We start from the raw sequence: 20,200 nt of genomic DNA on the forward strand, positions 1-20,200 counted from the left end.
GTATTGGTAACTCGGGCTTCGGCAACTCCGGTGACGTAATTTCAGGGTTGTTCAACACGGCCAGCGGTGGATCGGCCTTCAACGGCCAAATGTCGGGCTTCTTCAACAGAGGCGTAGGGACCACGCTGGCTGGCGTCAACTCAGGTTTGGCTAACGTCGGCAGCTTCATCTCCGGCTTCTTCAACCTGAGCCGGCCCTAAGGTTCCTACGGATGCTGGCTGGACACCGAGATGACTTCACCGGTCAGATAGCTGGAGTAATCGCTAGCTAAGAACGCTATGGTGGCCGCCACCTCCCACGGCTCGGCGGCGCGGCCGAACGCCTCACTCGAAGACAACCGGTCGAGCAATTCTGGCGAACTCGTCTTGTCCAGGAACTTGTGCCGCGCGATGCTCGGCGACACAGCATTGATCCGGACCCCGTACTCGGCGGCCTCGATCGCGCTGCACCGCGTCAGCGCCATGACCCCCGCCTTGGCCGCGGCGTAATGCGCCTGCGAATGCTGGGCCCGCCAGCCCAGGACGCTGGCGTTGTTGACAATCACCCCGCCGTGCGGTGCGTCGCGGAAGTACCGCAACGCCGCCCGAGTGGCCCGGAACACCGACGTCAACGACACGTCCAAGACGCGGTCCCACTCCTCGTCGGTCATGTCGGCCACCGGTGTCTGCCCGCCCAACCCAGCGTTGTTGACCAACACGTCGACCCGGCCCAGCCTTGCGGTGGTCGACGCGAACAAGGCGTCAACCTGCGCGGTTGAGGTGACGTCACACACAACGCTTTCCACGCGACCCAATCCCAGCTCGGACAGCTCGGCTGCGGTCTCGCCCAGCCGGCGTTCGTGATGATCGGAGATCATCACGTCAGCGCCCTCGAGCAGCGCGCGGCGCGCGGTGGCCGAACCGATGCCGGTGCCCGCGGCGGCGGTCACGACGACCACCTTGCCGTCTAACAGGCCATGGCCGGCAATCTCTTTCGGCGCGACAGAAAGCGTCACCCCTTGACCTCCCTCGGCAAGCCGAGCACCCGCTCGGCAATGATATTGCGCTGAATCTCGTTGGAACCGCCGTAGATCGTGTCGGCGCGGGTGAACAGATATAGCCGCTGCCACTCGTTGAACTCACTGTCGGGCATGGCCAGCCCGGCCTTGCCGAGCACGTCCATCGCCAACTCCCCTAGTGAACGATGCCAGTTGGCCCACAACAACTTCGACACGTTGTCCTGACCCGGCTGTTCGACGTCCATGGTGGCCAACGCATAGGAACGCATGGCCCGCAGTCCGGCCCACGCCCGCGCCAACCGCTGCCGGATGAACGGGTCGTCGGCGGCGCCGGTGCGCTGGGCCAGCTGGGCGAGATTGGAAAGCTCACGGGCGTAGACGATTTGTTGGCCCAGCGTCGAGACGCCCCGCTCGAAAGTGAGGGTGCCCATCGCGACCCGCCAACCATCACCCGGCTGGCCCACCACCAGGGAAGCGTCGGTGCGGGCGTCGTCGAAGAAGACTTCGTTGAATTCCGCCGTGCCGGTGATCTGAACGATGGGCCGCACCTGCACCCCGGGCTGATCCAAGGGCACCAACAAGTACGACAGCCCGGCATGCCGTTTGGAACCCTTCTCAGTGCGGGCGACCACAAAGCACCATTGCGACAAGTGAGCCAGCGACGTCCACACCTTCTGTCCGTTGATCACCCACTGATCACCGTCGAGTTCAGCGGTCGTGGAGACGTTCGCCAAGTCGCTGCCGGCGCCCGGCTCCGAGTATCCCTGGCACCACAGTTCAGTGACGTCGAGGATGCGCGGCAAGAAGCGCTGCTGTTGTTCTGGCGTGCCGAACGCGATCAGCGTGGGCCCCAACAACTCCTCGCCGAAGTGATTGACCTTGTCCGGCGCGTCGGCGAGCGCGTACTCCTCGTAGAAGGCCACCCGGTGCGCCGTCGACAGTCCCCGTCCGCCGTGCTCGACCGGCCACCCGAGGCAGGTCAGTCCCGCGGCCGCCAGATGTTGGTTCCATGCCCGGCGTTCCTCGAATGCCTCGTGCTCTCGGCCGGGGCCGCCCAGACCCTTCAGCGCCGCGAATTCACCGACCAGATTGTCGGCGAGCCACTGGCGCACCTCCGCCCGGAACTCCTCGACGTCCTGCATGACCTGTAGGCTAACCTACCAAGCACTTGCTTTGTTAGCCCGGCTTGGCCGGTTGAGAATGGAGCGTCATGACCAGCGATCCGCGCACCGTGCCCGCGGCGCTGGATCGTCTCGCGAGTCAATTCCCCGACCATGACGCCTTGATCACCGACGACCGGGACTTCACCTCGGCGCAGCTGCGCGACGAGGTACACCGGGCGGCGGCCGCGCTGATCGCGCTGGGCGTGCAGGCCGGCGACCGAGTGGCGATTTGGTCACCCAACACCTGGCACTGGGTCGTCGCTTGTCTAGCCATCCACCATGCGGGTGCGGCGATGGTCCCGCTGAATACGCGATACACCGCAGCCGAAGCCGTGGACATTCTGGCCCGCACCGAGGCGCCGGTGCTCTTCGCGATGGGCCGTTTCTTGGGCACTGACCGGGCCGCCGATCTGGAACGTGCCGCTCTGCCGGTGTTGCGGCACATCGTGCGGATACCGATCGACGAAGCCGACGGAACCTGGGACGAGTTCATGAGCCATGGCAGCGACACGGAAGCGGCGCGCGTCCGAGCGGCTTCCGTCGGTCCCGACGACGTCAGCGACATCTTGTTCACCTCCGGCACCACCGGGCGCAGCAAAGGTGTGCTGTGCGCGCATCGGCAGTCGTTGTCGGCATCGGCTAGTTGGGCCGCCAACGGCAAGATCACCAGCAACGACCGCTATCTGTGTATCAACCCGTTCTTCCACAACTTCGGTTACAAAGCCGGGATCCTGGCCTGTCTGCAGACCGGCGCCACCTTGATCCCGCACCTGACTTTCGATCCGCTGCGCGCCCTGCAGGCGATCGAGCAGCACCGCATCACGGTGCTGCCGGGTCCGCCCACCATCTACCAGACCTTGCTCGACCACCCCGCCCGCGGCGAATATGACTTGAGCTCACTGCGTTTCGCGGTGACCGGCGCGGCCACGGTGCCGGTAGTCCTGGTCGAACGCATGCAGTCCGAACTCGACATCGACATTGTGCTCACCGCGTACGGTCTGACCGAAGCCAACGGCATGGGCACGATGTGCCGGGCCGAGGACGACGCGGTGACGGTGGCGACCACGTGCGGTCGCCCTTTCGCCGATTTCGACTTGCGCATCGACGATTCCGGGGAGGTGCTCCTGCGCGGACCCAATGTGATGCTGGGCTACCTCGACGACCCGGATGCGACGGCGGCGGCCATCGACGCTGACGGTTGGTTGCATACCGGTGATATTGGCGTCATCGACGAGGTGGGCAACCTGCGTATTACCGACCGCCTCAAGGACATGTACATCTGCGGCGGTTTCAACGTCTATCCCGCCGAGATCGAGCAGGTGCTGGCCCGGATGCCCGGCGTCGCCGATGTGGCCGTGATCGGGGTACCCGACCATCGACTGGGCGAAGTGGGACGAGCGTTCATCGTCGCCCGGCCCGGCGCCCAAGTCGACGAGGTATCGGTAATCGCTTATTCCCGAGAGCATTTGGCGAACTTCAAGGCACCCCGTTCGGTGCGGTTCGTCGACGCGTTGCCGCGTAACGCCGGCGGCAAGGTGGTCAAACCACAACTGCGAGAGATGGGCTGAAGTGGACCTCGATTTCGACGACGACACATTGGCCTTCCAAGCCGAGGTGCGAGACTTCCTCAAGGCCAATGCCGATTCCATTCCGACGAAGTCCTACGATAACGCCGAAGGTTTTGCCCAGCATCGGCATTGGGACCGAGTGCTGTTCGACGCCGGACTGTCGGTCATCACCTGGCCGAAGAAGTACGGCGGGCGCGACGCGCCGCTGCTGCACTGGGTGGTCTACGAAGAGGAATACTTCCGGGCCGGAGCACCCGGACGGGCCAGCGCCAACGGCACGTCGATGTTGGCGCCCACGTTGTTTGCTCACGGCACCGCTGAACAACTCGACCGGATCTTGCCGAAAATGGCCAGCGGTGAACAGATCTGGGCCCAAGCCTGGTCGGAGCCGGAATCCGGTAGTGACCTGGCGTCATTGCGGTCCACCGCCACCAAGACCGACGGTGGCTGGTTGCTCAACGGGCAGAAGATCTGGAGCTCACGAGCCCCGTTCGCCGACATGGGTTTCGGGTTGTTTCGGTCAGATCCCGAAGCGCAGCGCCATCACGGGCTGACCTACTTCATGTTCGACCTCAAGGCCGCCGGCGTCACTGTGCGCCCGATCGCCCAGCTCGGTGGTGATACCGGGTTCGGTGAAATCTTTCTCGACGATGTGTTCGTGCCCGACCAGGACGTGATCGGCACCCCGAACGACGGTTGGCGGGCGGCAATGAGTACGTCGAGCAATGAGCGGGGCATGTCACTACGCAGCCCGGCGCGTTTCCTGGCCGCGGCCGAACGAGTGGTGCAATTGTGGAAAAACCACGGCTCACCGGAAGCTTTCGCCGAACGCGTCGCCGACGGATGGATCAAAGCACAGGCCTACCGGTTGCAGACGTTCGCAACGGTGACCAGGCTGGCCGCCGGCGGCGAGCTTGGAGCCGAATCGTCGGTCACCAAGGTGTTCTGGTCGGACCTCGACATCGAATTGCATCAGACCGCGCTCGACATTCTCGGCGCCGACGCGGAATTGGCCGGGTCCTGGACCGAGGGTCTGCTGTTCGCGCTCGGCGGACCGATTTATGCCGGCACCAACGAAATTCAGCGCAACATCATCTCGGAACGCCTGCTGGGCCTGCCCCGGGAAAGAGCTGGAGAGAAGCGATAGTGGAATTTGCACTCGACGCGCAGCAGCGCGACTTCGCCGCCAGCATCGATGCCGCGCTCGGCGCCGCCGACTTGCCCAGTGTGGTGCGGGCCTGGTCGGCCGGTGACCTCGCGCCCGGCCGCAAAGTATGGGAGCAGTTGGCCAACCTCGGTGTGACGGCGCTGACCGTTGCCGAGAAATTCGACGGCTTAGACGCTCAACCGGTGGACCTGGTGGTCGCCCTGGAACGGCTTGGCCGCTGGTGTGTGCCGGGTCCGGTGACGGAATCCATTGCCGTCGCGCCGGTTTTGCTCGCCGACGACGACCGCAGCGCCGAGCTTGCCTCCGGGGAGCTGATAGCCACCGTCGCGCTACCGCCGCAAGTGCCGCGCGCGGTTGACGCGGACACCGCCGGTCTAGTGTTGGTCGCCGGCGACAACGGTGTAACCGAAGGCCAAGCCGGCGACCGACATGACTCCGTCGACCCCAGCCGTCACCTCTACGACGTGACGCCAAGCGGGGAGTCTTGGGACGCCGACGTCGCGCGCGCGTACGAATTCGGGGCACTGTCCACCGCCGCGCAACTGGTCGGTGCGGCCGAAGCGCTGCTGAGCACTACCGTCGACTACGCCAAGCAGCGCTCCCAGTTCGGCCGGGTGATCGGCTCGTATCAGGCCATCAAGCACAAACTTGCCGACGTCCACATCGCCATCGAGTTGGCCCGCCCACTCGTCTACGGCGCGGGGCTGACCTTGGCAGCACGTGATGTCAGCGCCGCCAAGGTAGCGGCCGGCGAGGCCGGCCTGTTGGCGGCGCGTTCGGCGTTGCAGACCCACGGCGCCATCGGGTTCACTCAAGAGCACGACCTGTCTCATTGGCTGTTGCGGGTACAGGCGCTGCGGTCGGCGTGGGGCACCCCGGAGGAACATCGGCGCCGAGTGCTGGAGGCGTTATGACGGTCAGCGAAGAACGGGAAATGCTGCGCGACACCGTCGCGGCGCTGGTGGCCAAGCATGCCGGCCCGGCGGCCGTGCGGGCGGCCATGGAGTCTGAGCGCGGCTACGACGAGTCCCTGTGGCAGCTGCTGTGCGAGCAGGTGGGCGCCGCCGCGCTGGTGATACCCGAGGAATTGGGTGGGGCCGGTGGTGAACTGGCCGATGCGGCAACGGTATTGCAGGAATTGGGCCGGGCGCTGGTTCCCTCCCCGCTGCTGGGAACCACGCTGGCCGAGCTGGCCCTGCTTGCCGCGGCGGAGCCGGACGCCGAAACGCTGGGAGCCCTTGCCGAAGGCAGCGCCATCGGGGCCCTGGTCATCGACCCCGATTACGTGGTCAACGGTGACATCGCCGACGTGGTGGTGGCCGTTTCGGACGGTCAGCTCACCAAGTGGACCGGCTTCACCGCGCAGCCTGTCACCACCATGGATCCGACTCGTCGGCTGGCGAAGCTGCAGCCCGAACAGACCGAGCCGCTGAGCGATGATCCGGGCATCGCCGACGCTGCGGCGATCCTGTTGGCAGCCGAGCAGATCGGGGCCGCCGAACGCTGCTTGGACCTGACCGTCGAGTACGCCAAGAACCGGGTGCAATTCGGCCGTCCGATCGGCAGCTTCCAGGCGCTCAAGCACCGCATGGCAGATCTGTACGTAACAGTTGCCGCGGCCCGCGCCGTCGTCAACGACGCTTGCGCACAACCGTCACCCACCACCGCGGCCACCGCACGGCTGGCCGCTACCGAGGCGCTCAATGTCGTGGCGGCCGAGGGCATTCAGCTGCACGGGGGCATAGCGATCACGTGGGAGCACGACATGCACCTGTATTTCAAGCGGGCGCACGGCAGCGCGCACCTGCTCGACTCCCCGTCGGATCTGCTTAGCCGACTCGAATCCGAGGTACTCCCAACGCCGTGACCGACCGAGTGGCTCTGCGCGCCGGCATCCCACCGTTCTACGTGATGGATGTGTGGCTGGCCGCCGCAGAGCGCCAGCGCACCCATGGTGACTTGGTGAACCTCTCGGCAGGCCAACCCAGCGTCGGCGCCCCGGAGCCAGTGCGCGCCGCCGCGGCATCGGCGTTGCACCTGAACCAATTGGGTTACACGGTGGCGCTGGGCATTCCGGAGTTGCGCGCGGCGATTGCAGCGGACTATCAGCGTCAGCACGGCATCACCGTAGAACCCGATGCGGTGGTGGTCACGACTGGTTCCTCGGGTGGTTTCCTGCTCTCCTTCTTGGCATGCTTCGACGTTGGCGATCGGGTGGCGATGGCCAGCCCCGGCTACCCGTGCTATCGAAACATCCTGTCGGCCTTGGGGTGCGAGGTTGTGGAGATCCCATGCGGGCCGGAAACCCGGTTCCAACCGACCGCCCAATTGCTTGCCGAACTCGACCCGCCGGTGCAAGGGGTCATCGTCGCCAGTCCCGCCAATCCGACCGGGACGGTGATACCAGCTGAAGAGCTCGCGGCCATCGCCTCGTGGTGTGACACCACCGGGGTGCGGTTGATCAGTGACGAGGTCTATCACGGTCTGGTTTATCCGGGTGCGCCGCCAACCAGCTGCGCGTGGCAAACGTCGCGAAACGCGGTGATAGTCAACAGCTTCTCCAAGTACTACGCGATGACGGGATGGCGGCTGGGCTGGCTCGTGGTGCCCACTGAACTACGTCGCGCCGTGGACTGCTTGACGGGCAACTTCACCATCTGCCCACCAGTACTGTCCCAACTCGCAGCCGTGGCGGCGTTCACCCCCGAGGCCGCCGCCGAGGCCGACGCCAACCTGCGCCATTACAGCAGCAATCGCACACTCCTGCTCGACGGTCTGCGCCAGATCGGCATCGACCGACTGGCGCCGACCGACGGCGCGTTCTACGTCTACGCCGACGTCTCTGATTTCACCGACGACTCGCTGTTGTTCTGCTCGAAGTTGTTGGCAGACACCGGGGTAGCCATCGCTCCAGGCATCGACTTCGACACCGTCCGGGGCAACCTGTTCGTCCGGCTGTCATTCGCCGGGCCGACCAGTGACATCGTGGAGGCGCTGCGGCGGGTCGGCCCCTGGCTGCGGCGCCGCTAACTGGTCTGTGCGATCCTCGCTTCGAGGGCGCCGCGGTCACCGACGTCTGCCACGTTGATGCCGAAGCGCTCAGCCAAGGTGTCCACCACCGCCGCGGCGTCGTCCAGAACGATTTTCTCCGATCCGTCGGCGCGGTGAGTGGTCATGGTTCGACCCGCCAGATTCACTCGTGCGTCGTCGGTGACCATAGCCGCGGTCAGGCCGGTCACGAAGTGCGATGCCGGACATGTCGACACGTACCAACTGCCCACCGTCAGGTCGATCCGTGGCCGGGACTGGGTGGTGAATCGGTAGAGCGTCTGCCACTGATCGCGAACCTTCGCCTGTAGCACCAGGCCCTCTTCATGGTCGTCGAGTCGGTACGGCTCATGCGTGGTCTGCTGTTCGCTGCCGGTTTCCAGACGCAGCGGTGACGTCGGAGTCTGGCCTCCGAACCCGACGTCGACGAGATAGGACCCGCGCGAGCCAGGGAAGGTGACGCCGAGCACGGTGTGTGTCTGCGCGGGCAGCGGCGCGTCGGGGGCAAGCATCCACACCACCCGGCCGGCGAATCGACGCACCTGGTAGCCCAGCTCGGCCAGCACGTAGCCCATCAGACCGTTCTGCTCGTAGCAGTAACCGCCGCGCCGCCGGTGCACCAGCTTGTCGAACAACGCTTGCGGACCGAGGTCACCGACCGGCACACCCAACAGCGGGTCGAGGTTCTCGAACGGAATTGCACGAGTGTGGGCGGTCATCAGGTTCTGCAAAACCTCGAGGGTTGTCTCGGTCGCGCCGTGGTAGTTGACCCGCTCGAAGTATGCGGTCAGATCCAGTGCCATGTGTTCATTCTGGCCGAGAGCCACGGCGGCCATTTGTGCCGCCGAACGAATGGTCGTTTTGTCTTTGTTGAATATGGGGACTCGGTAGAGACGGCTGCATACAACCGCACACCGATCAATTAAATGGAGCTCATCATGAGTACCAGGGATATCGTTCTGATCGTTATCGTCGCTGTGGTGGCAATCGTGTTGATTGCCCTCCTCGCCGCCATGGCTACCAGAGCCAAGCGCCGTCGTCAGCTACAGCAGGCAGAAGAGATCCGCGAGCAGGCTCGGATCGAGCAGACCAAGGTGCAGCGACGCGAAGCGCTCGCCGAGGAAACCGCGGCCAAAGCCCGTGCCGCGCAGGCCGAGGCGGAGGCCAAGGCGGCCGAAGCTGCCCGGCTGCACGAGCGTGCGGCCAAGCACCAAAGCGACGTGACCACCTCGCGTGAACAACTGCAAGAGCAATGGCAACGCGCGGACGACCTCGACCCGACGGTCAGGCGCGACAAGGACCTGGAATCAGCCGAGACCGAAGATCTACGGACGAATCGAGAAGACCAGGCGTACAGCCAGGAACACCCCGCCGCGACCGGCACCAACCAAGGGACCAACCTCGGGACCAATCCAGGCGAGTCGCACAACCACCGCAGGCCGATCTGACCGTAACGCTTACAACCAGGTGTCCTGGGTGGTGGTGGTGAGAAACGCTTCAAGGTCGTCGCGCCACTGCGCCGGAGTGGTCTTGTCCGGTTCGATGCCAGTGTATTCGCCGCGGTAGAAAAGTAACGGCCGGGGCTTGATCTTCGGCACCTCGGAGAGACACTGCACCGCGCCGAACACGACGAAGTGGTCGCCGCCGTCGTGCACGGACGCCACCGTGCAGTCGATGTAAGCCAGCGAACCGTCGATGATCGGCGAACCGAGTTCCGATGTGTGCCAATCAATTCCGGCGAACTTGTCGGGTTCTTTGGATCCGAACCGCGCCGAGACGTGCTTCTGCTTCTCGGTCAGCACGTTCACACAGAACCGGCCGCTGGCCTCGATGGCCTGCCAGGACCGCGAGACCTTCGTCGGGCAGAACAGCACCAGCGGCGGGTCCAGCGACAGCGCCGCGAAAGACTGGCAGGCGAAGCCGACCGGCACATCGTCGTGCACGGTGGTGATGATGGTGATGCCCGTGCAGAACTGGCCCAGCACGCTACGGAACGTGCGCGGGTCAATCGGCGCGTCACCCATTACCGGCTAACCCTGCGATCAGCCCTTGAACCCGACCGAGAAGTCGTGCCCCCACAGACTTACCGCGGTGCTTTCCCGCGCAATCCAGTCGTGGTCTTCGACTTGCCTTCCCTCGCAACCAAACTCGATGTCGAAGCCGCTGGGCGTCTTCATGTAGAACGACAGCATCAGGTCGTTGACGTGCCGGCCCAGCGTGGCCGACATCGGCACCTTGCGGCGCAACGCCCGGTCCAGGCACAGACCGACGTCGTCGGCGTTCTCCACTTCCACCATCAGGTGCACGATGCCACTCGGTGTTGGCGCCGGCATGAAGGCCAGGCTGTGGTGGCGCGGATTGCAGCCGAAGAACCTCAACCACGCCGGGGGCCCGTCAGCGGGGCGACCGACGATCTGCGGGGGCAGTCTCATCGAGTCACGCAGCTTGAAGCCCAGCACGTCGCGATAAAAGTGCAGCGACTCGGCGTCGTCGCGGGTGGACAACACGACATGCCCCAGACCCTGTTCACCGGTGACGAACTTGTGCCCATAGGGGCTGACCACGCGCCGGTGCTCGAGCGCGGCGCCGTGGAACACCTCCAGGCAGTTGCCCGACGGGTCGGAGAACCGGATCATCTCGTCGACGCGGCGGTCGGCCAGTTCGGCGGCGGTAGCTTCCTTGTACGGAGTGCCCTCGACCTCGAGCCGGTTCCGGATCTCCTGCAACCCTTCGGCATTGGCGCATTCCCAGCCGGCCTCTGCCAGCCGGTCGTGCTCACCGGGCACGATCACCAGCCGGGCCGGGAAGTCGTCCATCCGCAGATATAACGCGCCCTCGGTGTTGCCCTTACCCTCGACCATGCCGAGGACTTTCAGGCCGTATTCCCGCCACGCGTTCATATCGGTGGCCTCGATGCGCAGATAGCCCAGCGACCGGATGCTCATCTCCCACCTCCTAAGAAATCAATCGTGAGTTTGTTGAACTCGTCGAACTTCTCCACCTGCGCCCAATGCCCACATTGCCCGAAGACGTGCAGCTGCGCACGGGGAATGGTCTTCAGCGCGACCAGCGCGCCATCCAGCGGGTTGACCCGGTCCTCGCGCCCCCAGATCAGCAAGACCGGCTGACGCAGCTTGTAGACCTCACGCCACATCATGCCCAACTCGAAATCGGCGCCCGAGAACGACTTTCCCATCGCCCGGGTCGCGGTCAGCGACTCCTCGGTGCTGGCCAACTCGAAACGTTGGTCCACCAGTTCCGGAGTGATCAGCTTCTGGTCGTACACCATGACCCGCAGGAACGCCTCGAGGTTCGCCCGGGTGGGCTCGATGGAGAACTTCCCCAGTCGCTTGACGCCCTCGGTCGGGTCGGGTGCAAAGAGATTCACGCTCAGGCCGCCCGGCCCCATGAGCACCAGGCGCCCGGCCTTGTCCGGGTAGTCCAAAGCGAACCGCACCGCGGTGCCGCCACCCAGCGAGTTGCCGACCAGCGGCACTCGCCCCAAGCCGAGTTGCTCGAAAAGACCGTTGAGTGCCCTGGCGGCGTACCGGTTGAACTGCCCGTGCTCGGCACGCTTGTCGGAGTGGCCGTAACCCGGCTGGTCGACGGCGAGCACATGGAATCGCTCGGCGAGTACGGCGATGTTGCGGGAAAAGTTCGTCCAACTCGACGCGCCGGGACCCCCGCCATGCAGCAGCACCACGGTTTGCTCGTGGCCGACGCCGGCCTCGTGGTAATGCAGCTTGAGCGGCCCGTCCACGTCGACTTCGGCGAAGCGTGAGGTGGCCTCGAACGTCAGTTCCTCGGTGACGGTCATGGGCTAGACCATGGTGTCGCCAGGCGGCAACCCGAACTCGTGGTTCCCGAAGATCACGTAGGCACGTTCGGGATCGTTGGCGGCGTGCACCCGGCCGGCGTGAGCGTCGCGCCAGAACCGTTGGATGGGTGCGTCATTGGCCAGCGCGGTGGCGCCGGAGGCCTCGAACAGCCGGTCGATCGAGGCGATCGAGCGTCCGGTGGCGCGTACCTGATCGCGGCGCGCCCGGGCGCGCAGGTCGAACGGGATCTCCTTGCCCGCCGACAACAACGCGTACTCGTCGGCGACGTTGCCGCTCAACTGGCGCCACGCGGCGTCGATGTCACTGGCCGCCTCGGCGATGCGCACCTTGGCGAACGGGTCGTCTTTGGCCTTCTCCCCGGCGAACGCCGCCCGCACCCGCTTGCCCTGGTGCTCGACGTGCGCCTGGTAGGCGCCGTAGGCCATACCCACGATGGGCGCCGAGATGGTGGTGGGATGCATTGTGCCCCAGGGCATTTTGTAGACCGGCGCGGTGTTGGTCTGGTAGCCGCCGGCGGTGCCGTCGTTCATCGCCTTGTAGGACAGGAACCGGTGCCGGGGGACGAAGACGTCTTTGACGACCACGGTGTTACTGCCAGTGCCGCGCAGCCCGACCACATGCCACACGTCGTCGATGCGGTACTCGCTGCGGGGGATCAGGAAGCTGCCGAAGTCGACCGGCCGGCCGTCCTTGATCACCGGCCCGCCGAGGAAGGCCCACGTGGCGTGGTCGCAGCCGGACGACCAGTTCCACGAGCCGTTGACCAGGTAACCACCGTCGGTGACCACACCGGCGCCCATCGGGGCGTATGAGGAGGAGATGCGGGTCTTGGTGTCTTCGCCCCAAACCTCCTCCTGAGCCTGCTGGTCGAACAGCGCCAGGTGCCAGTTGTGCACGCCGATGATCGAGCTCACCCAGCCGGTCGAACCGCAGGCACTGGCCAGCCGCCGGGTCGCCTCGTAGAACAGCGTCGGGTCGCACTGCAGACCGCCCCACTGTTCGGGCTGCAACAGCGTGAAGAAGCCGGCCTCTTCCAGCTGGTCGACGGTCTCCTGGGGCAGCCGCCGCAGGTCCTCCGTCGCTTGAGCGCGCTCCCGAATCCGGGGAAGCAGATCATCGATGGCGGCCAACACGGCCTGCGCATCACGCTGTTGAATGGACGTCACTTGGATTTGCCTCCTGCGAGGTGGCGGACTGGGCTCACAACCGACACGGACAGATTTGGACTTAGACAAAGACTAGAACACGTTCCGATTTGTGTCGAGCAGGGTATTCCTGCGGCTGGTAGCGATACGAATCGGCTTTTCTATAACATGTTCTAGTTATGACGGAAGGGAAGGCGGCCTTGACCGAGGGTGTTCCCGACGAGCCGCTCGGCGACCACGTCTTGGAGCTGGAGATCGCCGAGGTCGTCGCCGAAACCGACGACTCGCGGTCGCTGGTTTTCTCGGTGCCGGACGGGCCCGGAGACCCGGCCATCCCCCCGGAGCGACTGCGCTACGCGCCCGGCCAATTCTTGACGCTGCGCATCCCCAGTGACCGCACCGGCTCGGTCGCGCGCTGCTATTCGCTGTGCAGTTCCCCGTTCACCGACGACGCGCTCACGGTCACGGTCAAGCGGACCGCCGACGGCTACGCGTCCAACTGGCTGTGCGAGAACGCGCACAAGGGGATGCGGATCCATGTGCTGGCGCCGTCGGGCACGTTCGTACCCAAGACGCTCGATGCCGATTTCCTATTGCTGGCCGCCGGCAGCGGTATCACCCCAATCATGTCGATCTGCAAGTCGGCGCTGTCGGAAGGCGGCGGGCAGGTGACGCTGGTGTACGCCAACCGCGACGAGCGGTCGGTGATCTTCTGCGACACACTGCGTGAGCTCGCGGTCAAGTACCCGCACCGGCTCACGGTGGTGCACTGGCTGGAGTCGGTACAGGGACTGCCGACCGCACCGGCGCTGGCGAAGCTGGCCGCTCCGTTCACGGATCGACCGGCATACATCTGCGGTCCAGGTCCATTCATGGAGGCGGCGCGCACGGCCCTGCAAACCCTGGATGTGCCGGACCAGCAGGTGCACATCGAGGTCTTCAAGTCGCTGGAGTCCGACCCGTTCGCGTCGGTAACGGTGGAGGAGACCGGTGACCAGCCGCCCGCCACCGCCGTCGTCGAGTTGGACGGCGAGACGCACACCGTGTCGTGGCCGCGCAACGCCAAGCTGCTCGACGTGCTGCTCGCCAAGGGGCTGGACGCGCCGTTCTCCTGCCGGGAGGGCCACTGCGGCGCGTGCGCGACCACGCTGCGCAACGGCAAAGTCAGCATGGAGGTCAACGACGTGCTGGAACAGGAAGACCTTGACGACGGGCTAATTCTGGCCTGTCAATCTCACCCCGAATCTGATTCGGTAGAAGTGACCTACGACGAGTAGGGGTAGCAAACCGGGAAGGGGAGCGCGATGAAGCGGCTTGGTTTCGCGGTGGTCGGTCTGATGGCGGCGTTGTCGTCTGCTCCGGTGGCGACGGCGGGCACCAATACCGCGACCACACTGTTCCCCGTCGACGAGGCCAATCAGCTGGAGACCCGCGCCGTCGTCAATTGCCATGGCAACGGCAGTTGTGACTTCGTCGCAGGTACCAATCTGCGCACCCCCGAGGGTCCGGCTGGATTCCCGTCGGACCTGTGGGCTCGGCAAACCACCGAGATCCGCTCGACGAACCGGTTGGCTTACCTGGATGCGCACGCCACCGGTCAATTCGAGCGGGTGTTCAAAGAAGGCGGAAACGACGTGATTACCACCGTCTATTTCGGAGAGGGGCCGCCGGACAAATACCAGACGACCGGCGTCATCGACTCGACCAGCTGGTCGACGGGTCAACCCATGACCAACGTCAACGTGATCGTCTGCACCCACACTCAGGTGGTCTATTCCGGGGTCAACCTGACCACACCCAGCACCTGCGCACAGACCAACTTCTCCTAGGGTTAGCCGGCCAACGCGGTGATCGGTGTGCGACCGGGCCGCCACCCCCGCGTTTGCAGCGCTTTCGCGACCCGCTCGATGACGTCGGCGGGTCTGTCTTCGGCGATGACTCGGACAACGATCCATCCCAGTTCCGCGAGCTTGCGCGACCGCCACTGATCTTTCGCGTATTGCCGGCGGTCGCTGCGATGCTGGTCGCCGTCGTACTCGACCGCCACGCCGTACTCCGGCCAACCCATGTCTAACAAGGCCACGCCCCAATGATTTTCGCTGACGGGTAGCTGGGTGGTGGGAACGGGAAAGCCCGCATCGATGAGCTCTAGCCGCAGCCACGACTCCTTGGGGGACGCGGCGCCACCATCGACCAGCCGCAGCGTAGACGGCAATCGGCGCGTTCCCCGGGCGCCGGGATATCGCTGGGCCAGCGCCAACACCGCATCGACTTGAAACGGCGAGGCGTGCATCAACGCGTCCATACGCGCCACCGCCTGATCGCGAGGCAGTAGGCGGCCCAAGTCGTAGGCCGTCCGAACCAGGGTGGTGACGGGCAGGCCCGCGACGCGCGTGGCTTCATCCTCGGCGATCACCTGTTCGCGGGCGACGATTCCCCGTGGTGGCCGGGTGTTCGACGAGATCAGTTCGATGGCGATATCAGCGTCGACCCACCGGGCCCCATGCAACGCCGACGCGGCGACACCGGCAATGACCGCTCGGCCCCGCGACCATAACCATGCGCCTTCGGTCCTCTGCCGCAGCGAGAGCTCTTGTGCCTTCGGGGCGTACACGCCGGGAAAGATCGGCCGATACCAGCGGCGCAACTCGTGCCGCGTCACCGCACCGCTTGCGACGGCTTCGCCGCCCCGAAACACCACCTGCATGTCGCGCATAGTGGCATCGGGGCCCGACATGACGCCGAGCCTGAAGATTTGTAGGGAAAGTGCGAGTGCGGGCCTGCGAAACTTCAGGCTCGACGAAAGGAGGCCTACCGCGGCAGGCCGAGTAACCGCTCGGCGGCCACCGTGAGCAGGATCTGCTCCGTCCCGCCCGCGATGGTCAGGCAGCGGGTGTTCAAGAAGTCATGCACGGCAGAGTTTTCCACCAAGCCGCCGCCCTCGGAGACGTCCATCATGTACTCGGCCAACGCTTGCCGGTAGCGCACCCCGATCAGCTTGCGCACGCTGGACTGCGCGCCCGGATCCTGCCCACCTACGGCCAGCTGAGCGATCCGCTGATCGAGCAGCGCGCCCGCTTGCGCGAGGAGAATCAACCGGGCCAACCGATCCTGTTGGGCGGCATCGAGTTTCAACTGGGCCAGCACCTTGAGCAGTTCCTCCATCGGGTTGCCCAATGCCGTCCCGGTGGCCATGGCCACGCGCTCGTTGGCCAGCGTGGTCCGCGCCAGCCGCCAGCCGTCGTTCACCGCACCGACCACCATCTCGTCGGGAACGAACACGCTGTCCAGGAACACTTCGTTGAACAGCGAGTCACCGGTGATCTCGCGCAGCGGGCGAATCTCGATGCCCGGCGAGTGCATGTCGACCAGGAAGTAAGTGATGCCCTTGTGTTTTGGTGCGTCGGGGTCGGTGCGCGCCAGGCAGACCCCCCATCGGGCCTTGTGCGCGGCGGATGTCCACACTTTTTGCCCGGTGAGCAACCACCCACCGTCGCCACGTACCGCCTTGGTGCGCAACGACGCCAGGTCCGACCCGGCGCCGGGCTCGGAAAAAAGTTGGCACCACAGGAATTCGCCGCGCAGGGTAGCTGGCACGAATTTCTCGATCTGTTCAGGAGTGCCATGTTCGAGGATGGTCGGCGCGGCCCACCAGCCGATGACCAAGTCGGGCCGCACCACGCCGGCCGCCGCCATCTCTTGGTCGATGAGCAACTGCTCGGCCGGCAGTGCGGCACGGCCATGCGGCGCCGGCCAGTGCGGCGCCAACAGTCCGGCCTCAGCGAGCGCGACCTGTCGCTTCTCTTCGGGCAGATTCGCCACCTCGGCAATGGCCGCCGCGATCTCAGGTCGCCGGTCGGACACCTCAGAGAGGTCCAAGCCGAGCCGGCGTCGGACGCCGTCGTGGGTCAACGCGGCTACGCGGCGCAGCCAGTATTCGGCTCCGCCCAGAAAGCGGCCGTTGGCGTAGGCGCGGCGCAGGTACAGGTGTGCGTCGTGCTCCCAAGTGCAGCCGATACCGCCGAGCACCTGGATGCAATCTTTGACGTTGGCCTTGGCGGCGGTGATGCCGATGCTGGCGGCCAGGGCCGCGGCGATGGCCAGTTGCTCGTCGTCGGAGTCGGCCGCGGCCCGGGCGGCGTCGGCGGCTGCTACCTCGGCCTGCTCGGCACGGCACAGCATCTCCGCGCAGATGTGCTTGATCGCTTGGAAGCTGCCGATGGGCTTGCCGAACTGTTCCCGCACCTTGGCGTAGGCGACCGCGGTGTCCAGCGCCCAGCGCGTCACCCCGGCGGCCTCGGCGGCCAGCACGGTGGCGGCCAGGTCCTTCACCCGCTCCCCCGGGGCCGCTACGGCGGTGGCCGGCGCCGATGTCAGCACCACCCGCGCCAGGGGGCGCGAGAAGTCGGTCGCCTTCAATGCCTCCACCCGCACTCCGTCGCCTCCGGCGTCGACGAGCAGCCAGGCATCTGCGGCCGGCACCAGCAGCAAGCCGTCGGCGGTAGCACCTAGCACCAACGGCAGTTCACCGGAGGCCCGGCCGGAGTCGAACGTGACATCGCCTTCGAGCGCGACGCCGGCGAACCGCTCCCCCGAGACCAGCGCCTCGGGGTCGGCGACGACGAGGGCCGCCAGCGCCGTAGTGGCTACCGGACCCGGAACCAACGCCCGGGCCGCCTCCTCGACCATCGCGCACAGGTCTTCGATGCTGCCGCCGGCCCCGCCGTGGTCCTCGTCGACGGCAACGCCGAACAAACCCAGATCGGCCAGGCCGGCGAACACCGGGCGCCACGCGTCGATGTCACCTTGCTCCACCGCGCGCACCGCGGTAGTGGCGGCCGATCCGGAGGCCGAAGTGCGGGCCCAATCGCGCACCAGTTCGCGCGCCGCGAACTGTTCATCGGTGACGGTCGCTACCACTGCAGACCTCCCGGTCGCTAATTCCACATGGTTAGGAACGATTCAACCCCACTAGAACGTGTTCTAATAGTGCAGACGACCAACCGTCAAATCGATGGGTATAACACCAGTACATCTTGGTTGGTCTAGCCGCGGGGAGGTGGGAGATTTTCGTTCAACATGCGTATCGTTTGCGAACGAACCGCCCGAAAGAGGAGTTGCCCGCTAAATGTCGCCAGCCAACGCTAATTCGGCCCGCGGTTCCGACGCGCAACCACGCGAGGTGATGAACGTGGCGGTACTGGCGGAGTCGGAACTCGGTTCGGAAGCGCAGCGAGAGCGCCGTAAGCGCATCTTGGACGCCACCATGGCCATCGCCTCCAAGGGCGGCTATGAGGCGGTGCAGATGCGCGCGGTAGCCGACCGCGCCGATGTCGCCGTCGGCACGCTCTACCGCTACTTCCCGTCCAAAGTGCACTTGCTGGTCTCGGCGCTGGGCCGGGAGTTCAGCCGCATCGACGCCAAGACCGACCGCTCTTCCATGACCGGCGGCACGCCGTTTCAGCGGCTCAACTTCATGGTCGGCAAGCTCAACCGGGCCATGCAGCGCAACCCGCTGCTGACCGAGGCGATGACGCGGGCCTACGTATTCGCCGACGCCTCGGCCGCCAGCGAGGTCGACCAGGTCGAGAAACTGATCGACAGCATGTTCGCGCGGGCCATGGCCGACGGGGAACCGACCGAGGACCAATACCACATTGCCCGGGTGATCTCGGATGTGTGGCTGTCCAACCTGCTGGCCTGGCTGACCCGCCGCGCCTCGGCCACCGACGTCAGCAAGCGCCTCGATCTGGCCGTGCGCCTGCTGATCGGCGATCAAGACAGCAACTAAGCCGGCGGCCCCGCGGTACGGCCGCGGATCAACTCGGTGTCGAGCACCTCGACCACCGGCAGACCCGATCGCGGCGGCCGCTGCAGCAGTTCGCCGGCCCGACGGCCCTTGTGCAGGCTGGGCTGCGCCACCGTGGTCAGCCCGCGGCTGATCGCGTCCGGAACGCCGTCGAATCCGGTGACGGTCATCTGACCCGGCACGTAAATGCCGTGAGCGCGAAGGTAATCCATCGCCGAGAGCGCCAAGATATCGGCCGTGCACATCAACGCTGTAATGCGCGGGTTGGCCTCCAGCGCCACTTTCGCCGCGTCACCGCCGGAGGCGGGCAGGTGCTCGTAACTTTCCACCACGGTCAACGCGTCGGGATCGACGCCGGCCGCTTCCATCGCGTCCCATACGCCCATGATGCGTTCGCGCTGCACGTCGAACGCGGGCGACTTGAGCCGTTCGGCATCCACCAGACCTTGACGCCGATCGCTGCCCAGCCGCATGGTCAGCAGCCCGATCTCACGGTGGCCTAACCCGACTACATAGTCGGCGACCTTGCGCATCGCCGCCCGGTCGTCGATGCCGACCCGAGACACTCCGCTGATGCCCTTGGGTTGATCCACCACCACGACGGGCATCCGGCGCTGCAACACGGTCTGCAGGTAGGGGTCGTCGTCGCACACCGAGTAGACGATGAAGCCGTCCACCCCCGCACCCAATACCGCCGCCGTCCCGTCTTCCAGACTGCGGGTGGCGCCGACGGCGACCAGCAGCAGCCCCTGCCCTACCTCTTCGCACGATTGCGCGACACCGGCAACGAAGTCGCGCGCCGCCGGGTCGCTGAAGAAATAGGTCAGCGGTTCGGCCATCACCAAACCCACCGCGCCGGCCTTGCGGGTGCGCAACGAGCGCGCGACGGGGTCCGGCCCGGCATAGCCCATCCGCTTCGCCGTGGCCAGCACCCGCTCCCGAAGGTCCGCGGAGAGCTGATCCGGCCGGTTGAAGGCGTTCGAGATGGTGGTGCGGGACACCTTGAGCTCGGCCGCCAACGACGCCAGAGTCGCCCGCGCGCGCGGTGTGGGACTCACGATCGGTGACGCTACAACGATTTGGGCAGACCGGTGCGCGGGACGCCACCACGCGATTTCCTAATGGAAACGGTTTTCATTAGTATTATGTGCGCCTGTCGGCCGGCGAAGGGATGTAAACGTGCGATTGGCGTTTACTGCCGCATTGCTGTGCCTGGTCGCTTCCGGCCCGCTGACAGCCTGCCACAGCGAAGGGCCCGCTCATCCGGGCGCGGTCGCGGTCGTGGCCTCGTAGGAATGCGGGTCGGCGTCGGCGCCGGTCAGGATCGACTTGACGGGCAGACGTCCGCCGGCGACCGCACGAGCGACGCTGCCCCACACTTCGGTGGAGGCCACGACCGCGACCGCGCCCGGATGAGCGGGCCCTTCGCTGTGGCAGGCTGTCAGCGGGCCGGAAGCGACCAG

At 65.8% G+C, this 20,200-nt stretch carries 18 protein-coding genes and 3 pseudogenes; 10 read left to right on the forward strand and 11 right to left on the reverse strand.

The window, feature by feature from the left end; genetic code table 11:
* Positions 1 to 200: pseudogene (locus A9W95_RS27385) on the forward strand (hypothetical protein); the annotation flags it as partial.
* A 5-nt stretch (positions 201 to 205) separates the two neighbouring features.
* On the opposite strand, the gene ipdF reads toward A9W95_RS27385, so the two are convergent.
* Positions 206 to 994 carry a (5R,7aS)-5-hydroxy-7a-methyl-1-oxo-2,3,5,6,7,7a-hexahydro-1H-indene-carboxyl-CoA reductase gene (gene ipdF, locus A9W95_RS22815; RefSeq protein WP_067418191.1) on the reverse strand — a complete coding sequence of 263 codons (789 nt, stop codon included), beginning with the start codon at positions 992 to 994 and terminating at the stop codon, positions 206 to 208.
* On the reverse strand, positions 991 to 2,139 hold the full coding sequence (gene ipdE1 / locus A9W95_RS22820) for an acyl-CoA dehydrogenase IpdE1 (RefSeq protein ID WP_067418194.1): 1,149 nt from the start codon (positions 2,137 to 2,139) through the stop codon (positions 991 to 993). Before ipdE1 ends, ipdF begins: the two co-directional genes overlap by 4 nt.
* Before the next feature lie 68 nt (positions 2,140 to 2,207).
* Here ipdE1 and fadD3 point away from each other — a divergent pair, with 68 nt between their 5' ends.
* The 5 genes from fadD3 to A9W95_RS22845 are packed head-to-tail and all read left to right on the forward strand — an operon-like array spanning position 2,208 to position 7,926.
* Positions 2,208 to 3,728: a 3-((3aS,4S,7aS)-7a-methyl-1,5-dioxo-octahydro-1H-inden-4-yl)propanoate--CoA ligase FadD3 gene (gene fadD3, locus A9W95_RS22825; RefSeq protein ID WP_067418196.1), complete on the forward strand. Its 1,521-nt coding sequence runs from the start codon at positions 2,208 to 2,210 to the stop codon at positions 3,726 to 3,728.
* 1 nt (position 3,729) lies between these two features.
* Positions 3,730 to 4,875, forward strand: a complete 1,146-nt coding sequence (locus tag A9W95_RS22830; protein WP_067418199.1) for an acyl-CoA dehydrogenase family protein — start codon at positions 3,730 to 3,732, stop codon at positions 4,873 to 4,875.
* Complete coding sequence (locus A9W95_RS22835; RefSeq protein WP_067418202.1) at positions 4,875 to 5,810, forward strand: acyl-CoA dehydrogenase family protein; 936 nt, start codon at positions 4,875 to 4,877, stop codon at positions 5,808 to 5,810. Before A9W95_RS22830 ends, A9W95_RS22835 begins: the two co-directional genes overlap by 1 nt.
* Complete coding sequence (locus tag A9W95_RS22840) at positions 5,807 to 6,763, forward strand: acyl-CoA dehydrogenase family protein (RefSeq protein ID WP_067418204.1); 957 nt, start codon at positions 5,807 to 5,809, stop codon at positions 6,761 to 6,763. Before A9W95_RS22835 ends, A9W95_RS22840 begins: the two co-directional genes overlap by 4 nt.
* Entirely contained in the window at positions 6,760 to 7,926 is a 1,167-nt protein-coding gene (locus A9W95_RS22845) for a pyridoxal phosphate-dependent aminotransferase (protein ID WP_067418208.1), read from the forward strand. The genes A9W95_RS22840 and A9W95_RS22845 overlap by 4 nt, the downstream gene beginning before the upstream one ends.
* On the opposite strand, the pseudogene A9W95_RS22850 reads toward A9W95_RS22845, so the two are convergent.
* Positions 7,855 to 8,747 (reverse strand): annotated as a pseudogene (locus A9W95_RS22850) (arylamine N-acetyltransferase). The gene A9W95_RS22845 and the pseudogene A9W95_RS22850 sit on opposite strands and share 72 nt — an antisense overlap.
* A gap of 135 nt (positions 8,748 to 8,882) precedes the next feature.
* Between A9W95_RS22850 and A9W95_RS22855 the strand changes: the two are divergent.
* Entirely contained in the window at positions 8,883 to 9,392 is a 510-nt protein-coding gene (locus A9W95_RS22855) for a hypothetical protein (protein WP_216638192.1), read from the forward strand.
* A 9-nt stretch (positions 9,393 to 9,401) separates the two neighbouring features.
* Here the strand turns inward: A9W95_RS22855 and hsaB are convergent, their stop codons facing one another.
* The 4 genes from hsaB to hsaA are packed head-to-tail and all read right to left on the reverse strand — an operon-like array spanning position 9,402 to position 12,949.
* Entirely contained in the window at positions 9,402 to 9,968 is a 567-nt protein-coding gene (gene hsaB, locus A9W95_RS22860) for a 3-hydroxy-9,10-secoandrosta-1,3,5(10)-triene-9,17-dione monooxygenase reductase subunit (protein ID WP_067418214.1), read from the reverse strand.
* Positions 9,969 to 9,986: 18 nt separating this feature from the next.
* Positions 9,987 to 10,889 (reverse strand): iron-dependent extradiol dioxygenase HsaC, encoded by a 903-nt coding sequence (gene hsaC / locus A9W95_RS22865; protein ID WP_067418218.1) that lies wholly within the window; start codon positions 10,887 to 10,889, stop codon positions 9,987 to 9,989.
* On the reverse strand, positions 10,886 to 11,761 hold the full coding sequence (gene hsaD / locus A9W95_RS22870) for a 4,5:9,10-diseco-3-hydroxy-5,9,17-trioxoandrosta-1(10),2-diene-4-oate hydrolase (RefSeq protein WP_067418220.1): 876 nt from the start codon (positions 11,759 to 11,761) through the stop codon (positions 10,886 to 10,888). The genes hsaC and hsaD overlap by 4 nt, the downstream gene beginning before the upstream one ends.
* 3 nt (positions 11,762 to 11,764) lie before the next feature.
* Positions 11,765 to 12,949 carry a 3-hydroxy-9,10-secoandrosta-1,3,5(10)-triene-9,17-dione monooxygenase oxygenase subunit gene (hsaA, locus tag A9W95_RS22875; protein WP_067418223.1) on the reverse strand — a complete coding sequence of 395 codons (1,185 nt, stop codon included), beginning with the start codon at positions 12,947 to 12,949 and terminating at the stop codon, positions 11,765 to 11,767.
* A 179-nt stretch (positions 12,950 to 13,128) separates the two neighbouring features.
* Here hsaA and A9W95_RS22880 point away from each other — a divergent pair, with 179 nt between their 5' ends.
* The gene (locus A9W95_RS22880) at positions 13,129 to 14,205 is read left to right on the forward strand and encodes a ferredoxin--NADP reductase (RefSeq protein ID WP_156746354.1); all 1,077 of its coding nucleotides are present in this window, start codon (positions 13,129 to 13,131) and stop codon (positions 14,203 to 14,205) included.
* A 27-nt stretch (positions 14,206 to 14,232) separates the two neighbouring features.
* Positions 14,233 to 14,757 (forward strand): hypothetical protein, encoded by a 525-nt coding sequence (locus A9W95_RS22885; protein ID WP_067418229.1) that lies wholly within the window; start codon positions 14,233 to 14,235, stop codon positions 14,755 to 14,757.
* A 2-nt stretch (positions 14,758 to 14,759) separates the two neighbouring features.
* Here the strand turns inward: A9W95_RS22885 and A9W95_RS22890 are convergent, their stop codons facing one another.
* A complete protein-coding gene (locus tag A9W95_RS22890) occupies positions 14,760 to 15,635 on the reverse strand; it encodes an endonuclease domain-containing protein (protein WP_172826693.1) in 876 nt (291 codons plus the stop codon).
* Between the two features lie 104 nt (positions 15,636 to 15,739).
* Positions 15,740 to 17,848: an acyl-CoA dehydrogenase gene (locus A9W95_RS22895; RefSeq protein WP_067418234.1), complete on the reverse strand. Its 2,109-nt coding sequence runs from the start codon at positions 17,846 to 17,848 to the stop codon at positions 15,740 to 15,742.
* Positions 17,849 to 18,119: 271 nt separating this feature from the next.
* On the opposite strand from A9W95_RS22895, the gene kstR reads away from it, so the two are divergent.
* Positions 18,120 to 18,719: a cholesterol catabolism transcriptional regulator KstR gene (gene kstR, locus A9W95_RS22900; protein ID WP_172826694.1), complete on the forward strand. Its 600-nt coding sequence runs from the start codon at positions 18,120 to 18,122 to the stop codon at positions 18,717 to 18,719.
* Here the strand turns inward: kstR and A9W95_RS22905 are convergent.
* Together A9W95_RS22905 and A9W95_RS28115 are read right to left on the reverse strand one after the other, a co-directional pair.
* Complete coding sequence (locus A9W95_RS22905) at positions 18,716 to 19,795, reverse strand: substrate-binding domain-containing protein (RefSeq protein ID WP_067418238.1); 1,080 nt, start codon at positions 19,793 to 19,795, stop codon at positions 18,716 to 18,718. The two genes, kstR and A9W95_RS22905, sit on opposite strands and share 4 nt — an antisense overlap.
* Positions 19,796 to 20,005: 210 nt before the next feature.
* Positions 20,006 to 20,131 (reverse strand): annotated as a pseudogene (locus tag A9W95_RS28115) (metal ABC transporter solute-binding protein, Zn/Mn family); the annotation flags it as partial.
* Positions 20,132 to 20,200: the final 69 nt, after the last annotated feature.

Origin of the sequence: Mycobacterium sp. 1423905.2 (assembly GCF_001673155.1) — a bacterium.
GTDB lineage: Bacteria > Actinomycetota > Actinomycetes > Mycobacteriales > Mycobacteriaceae > Mycobacterium.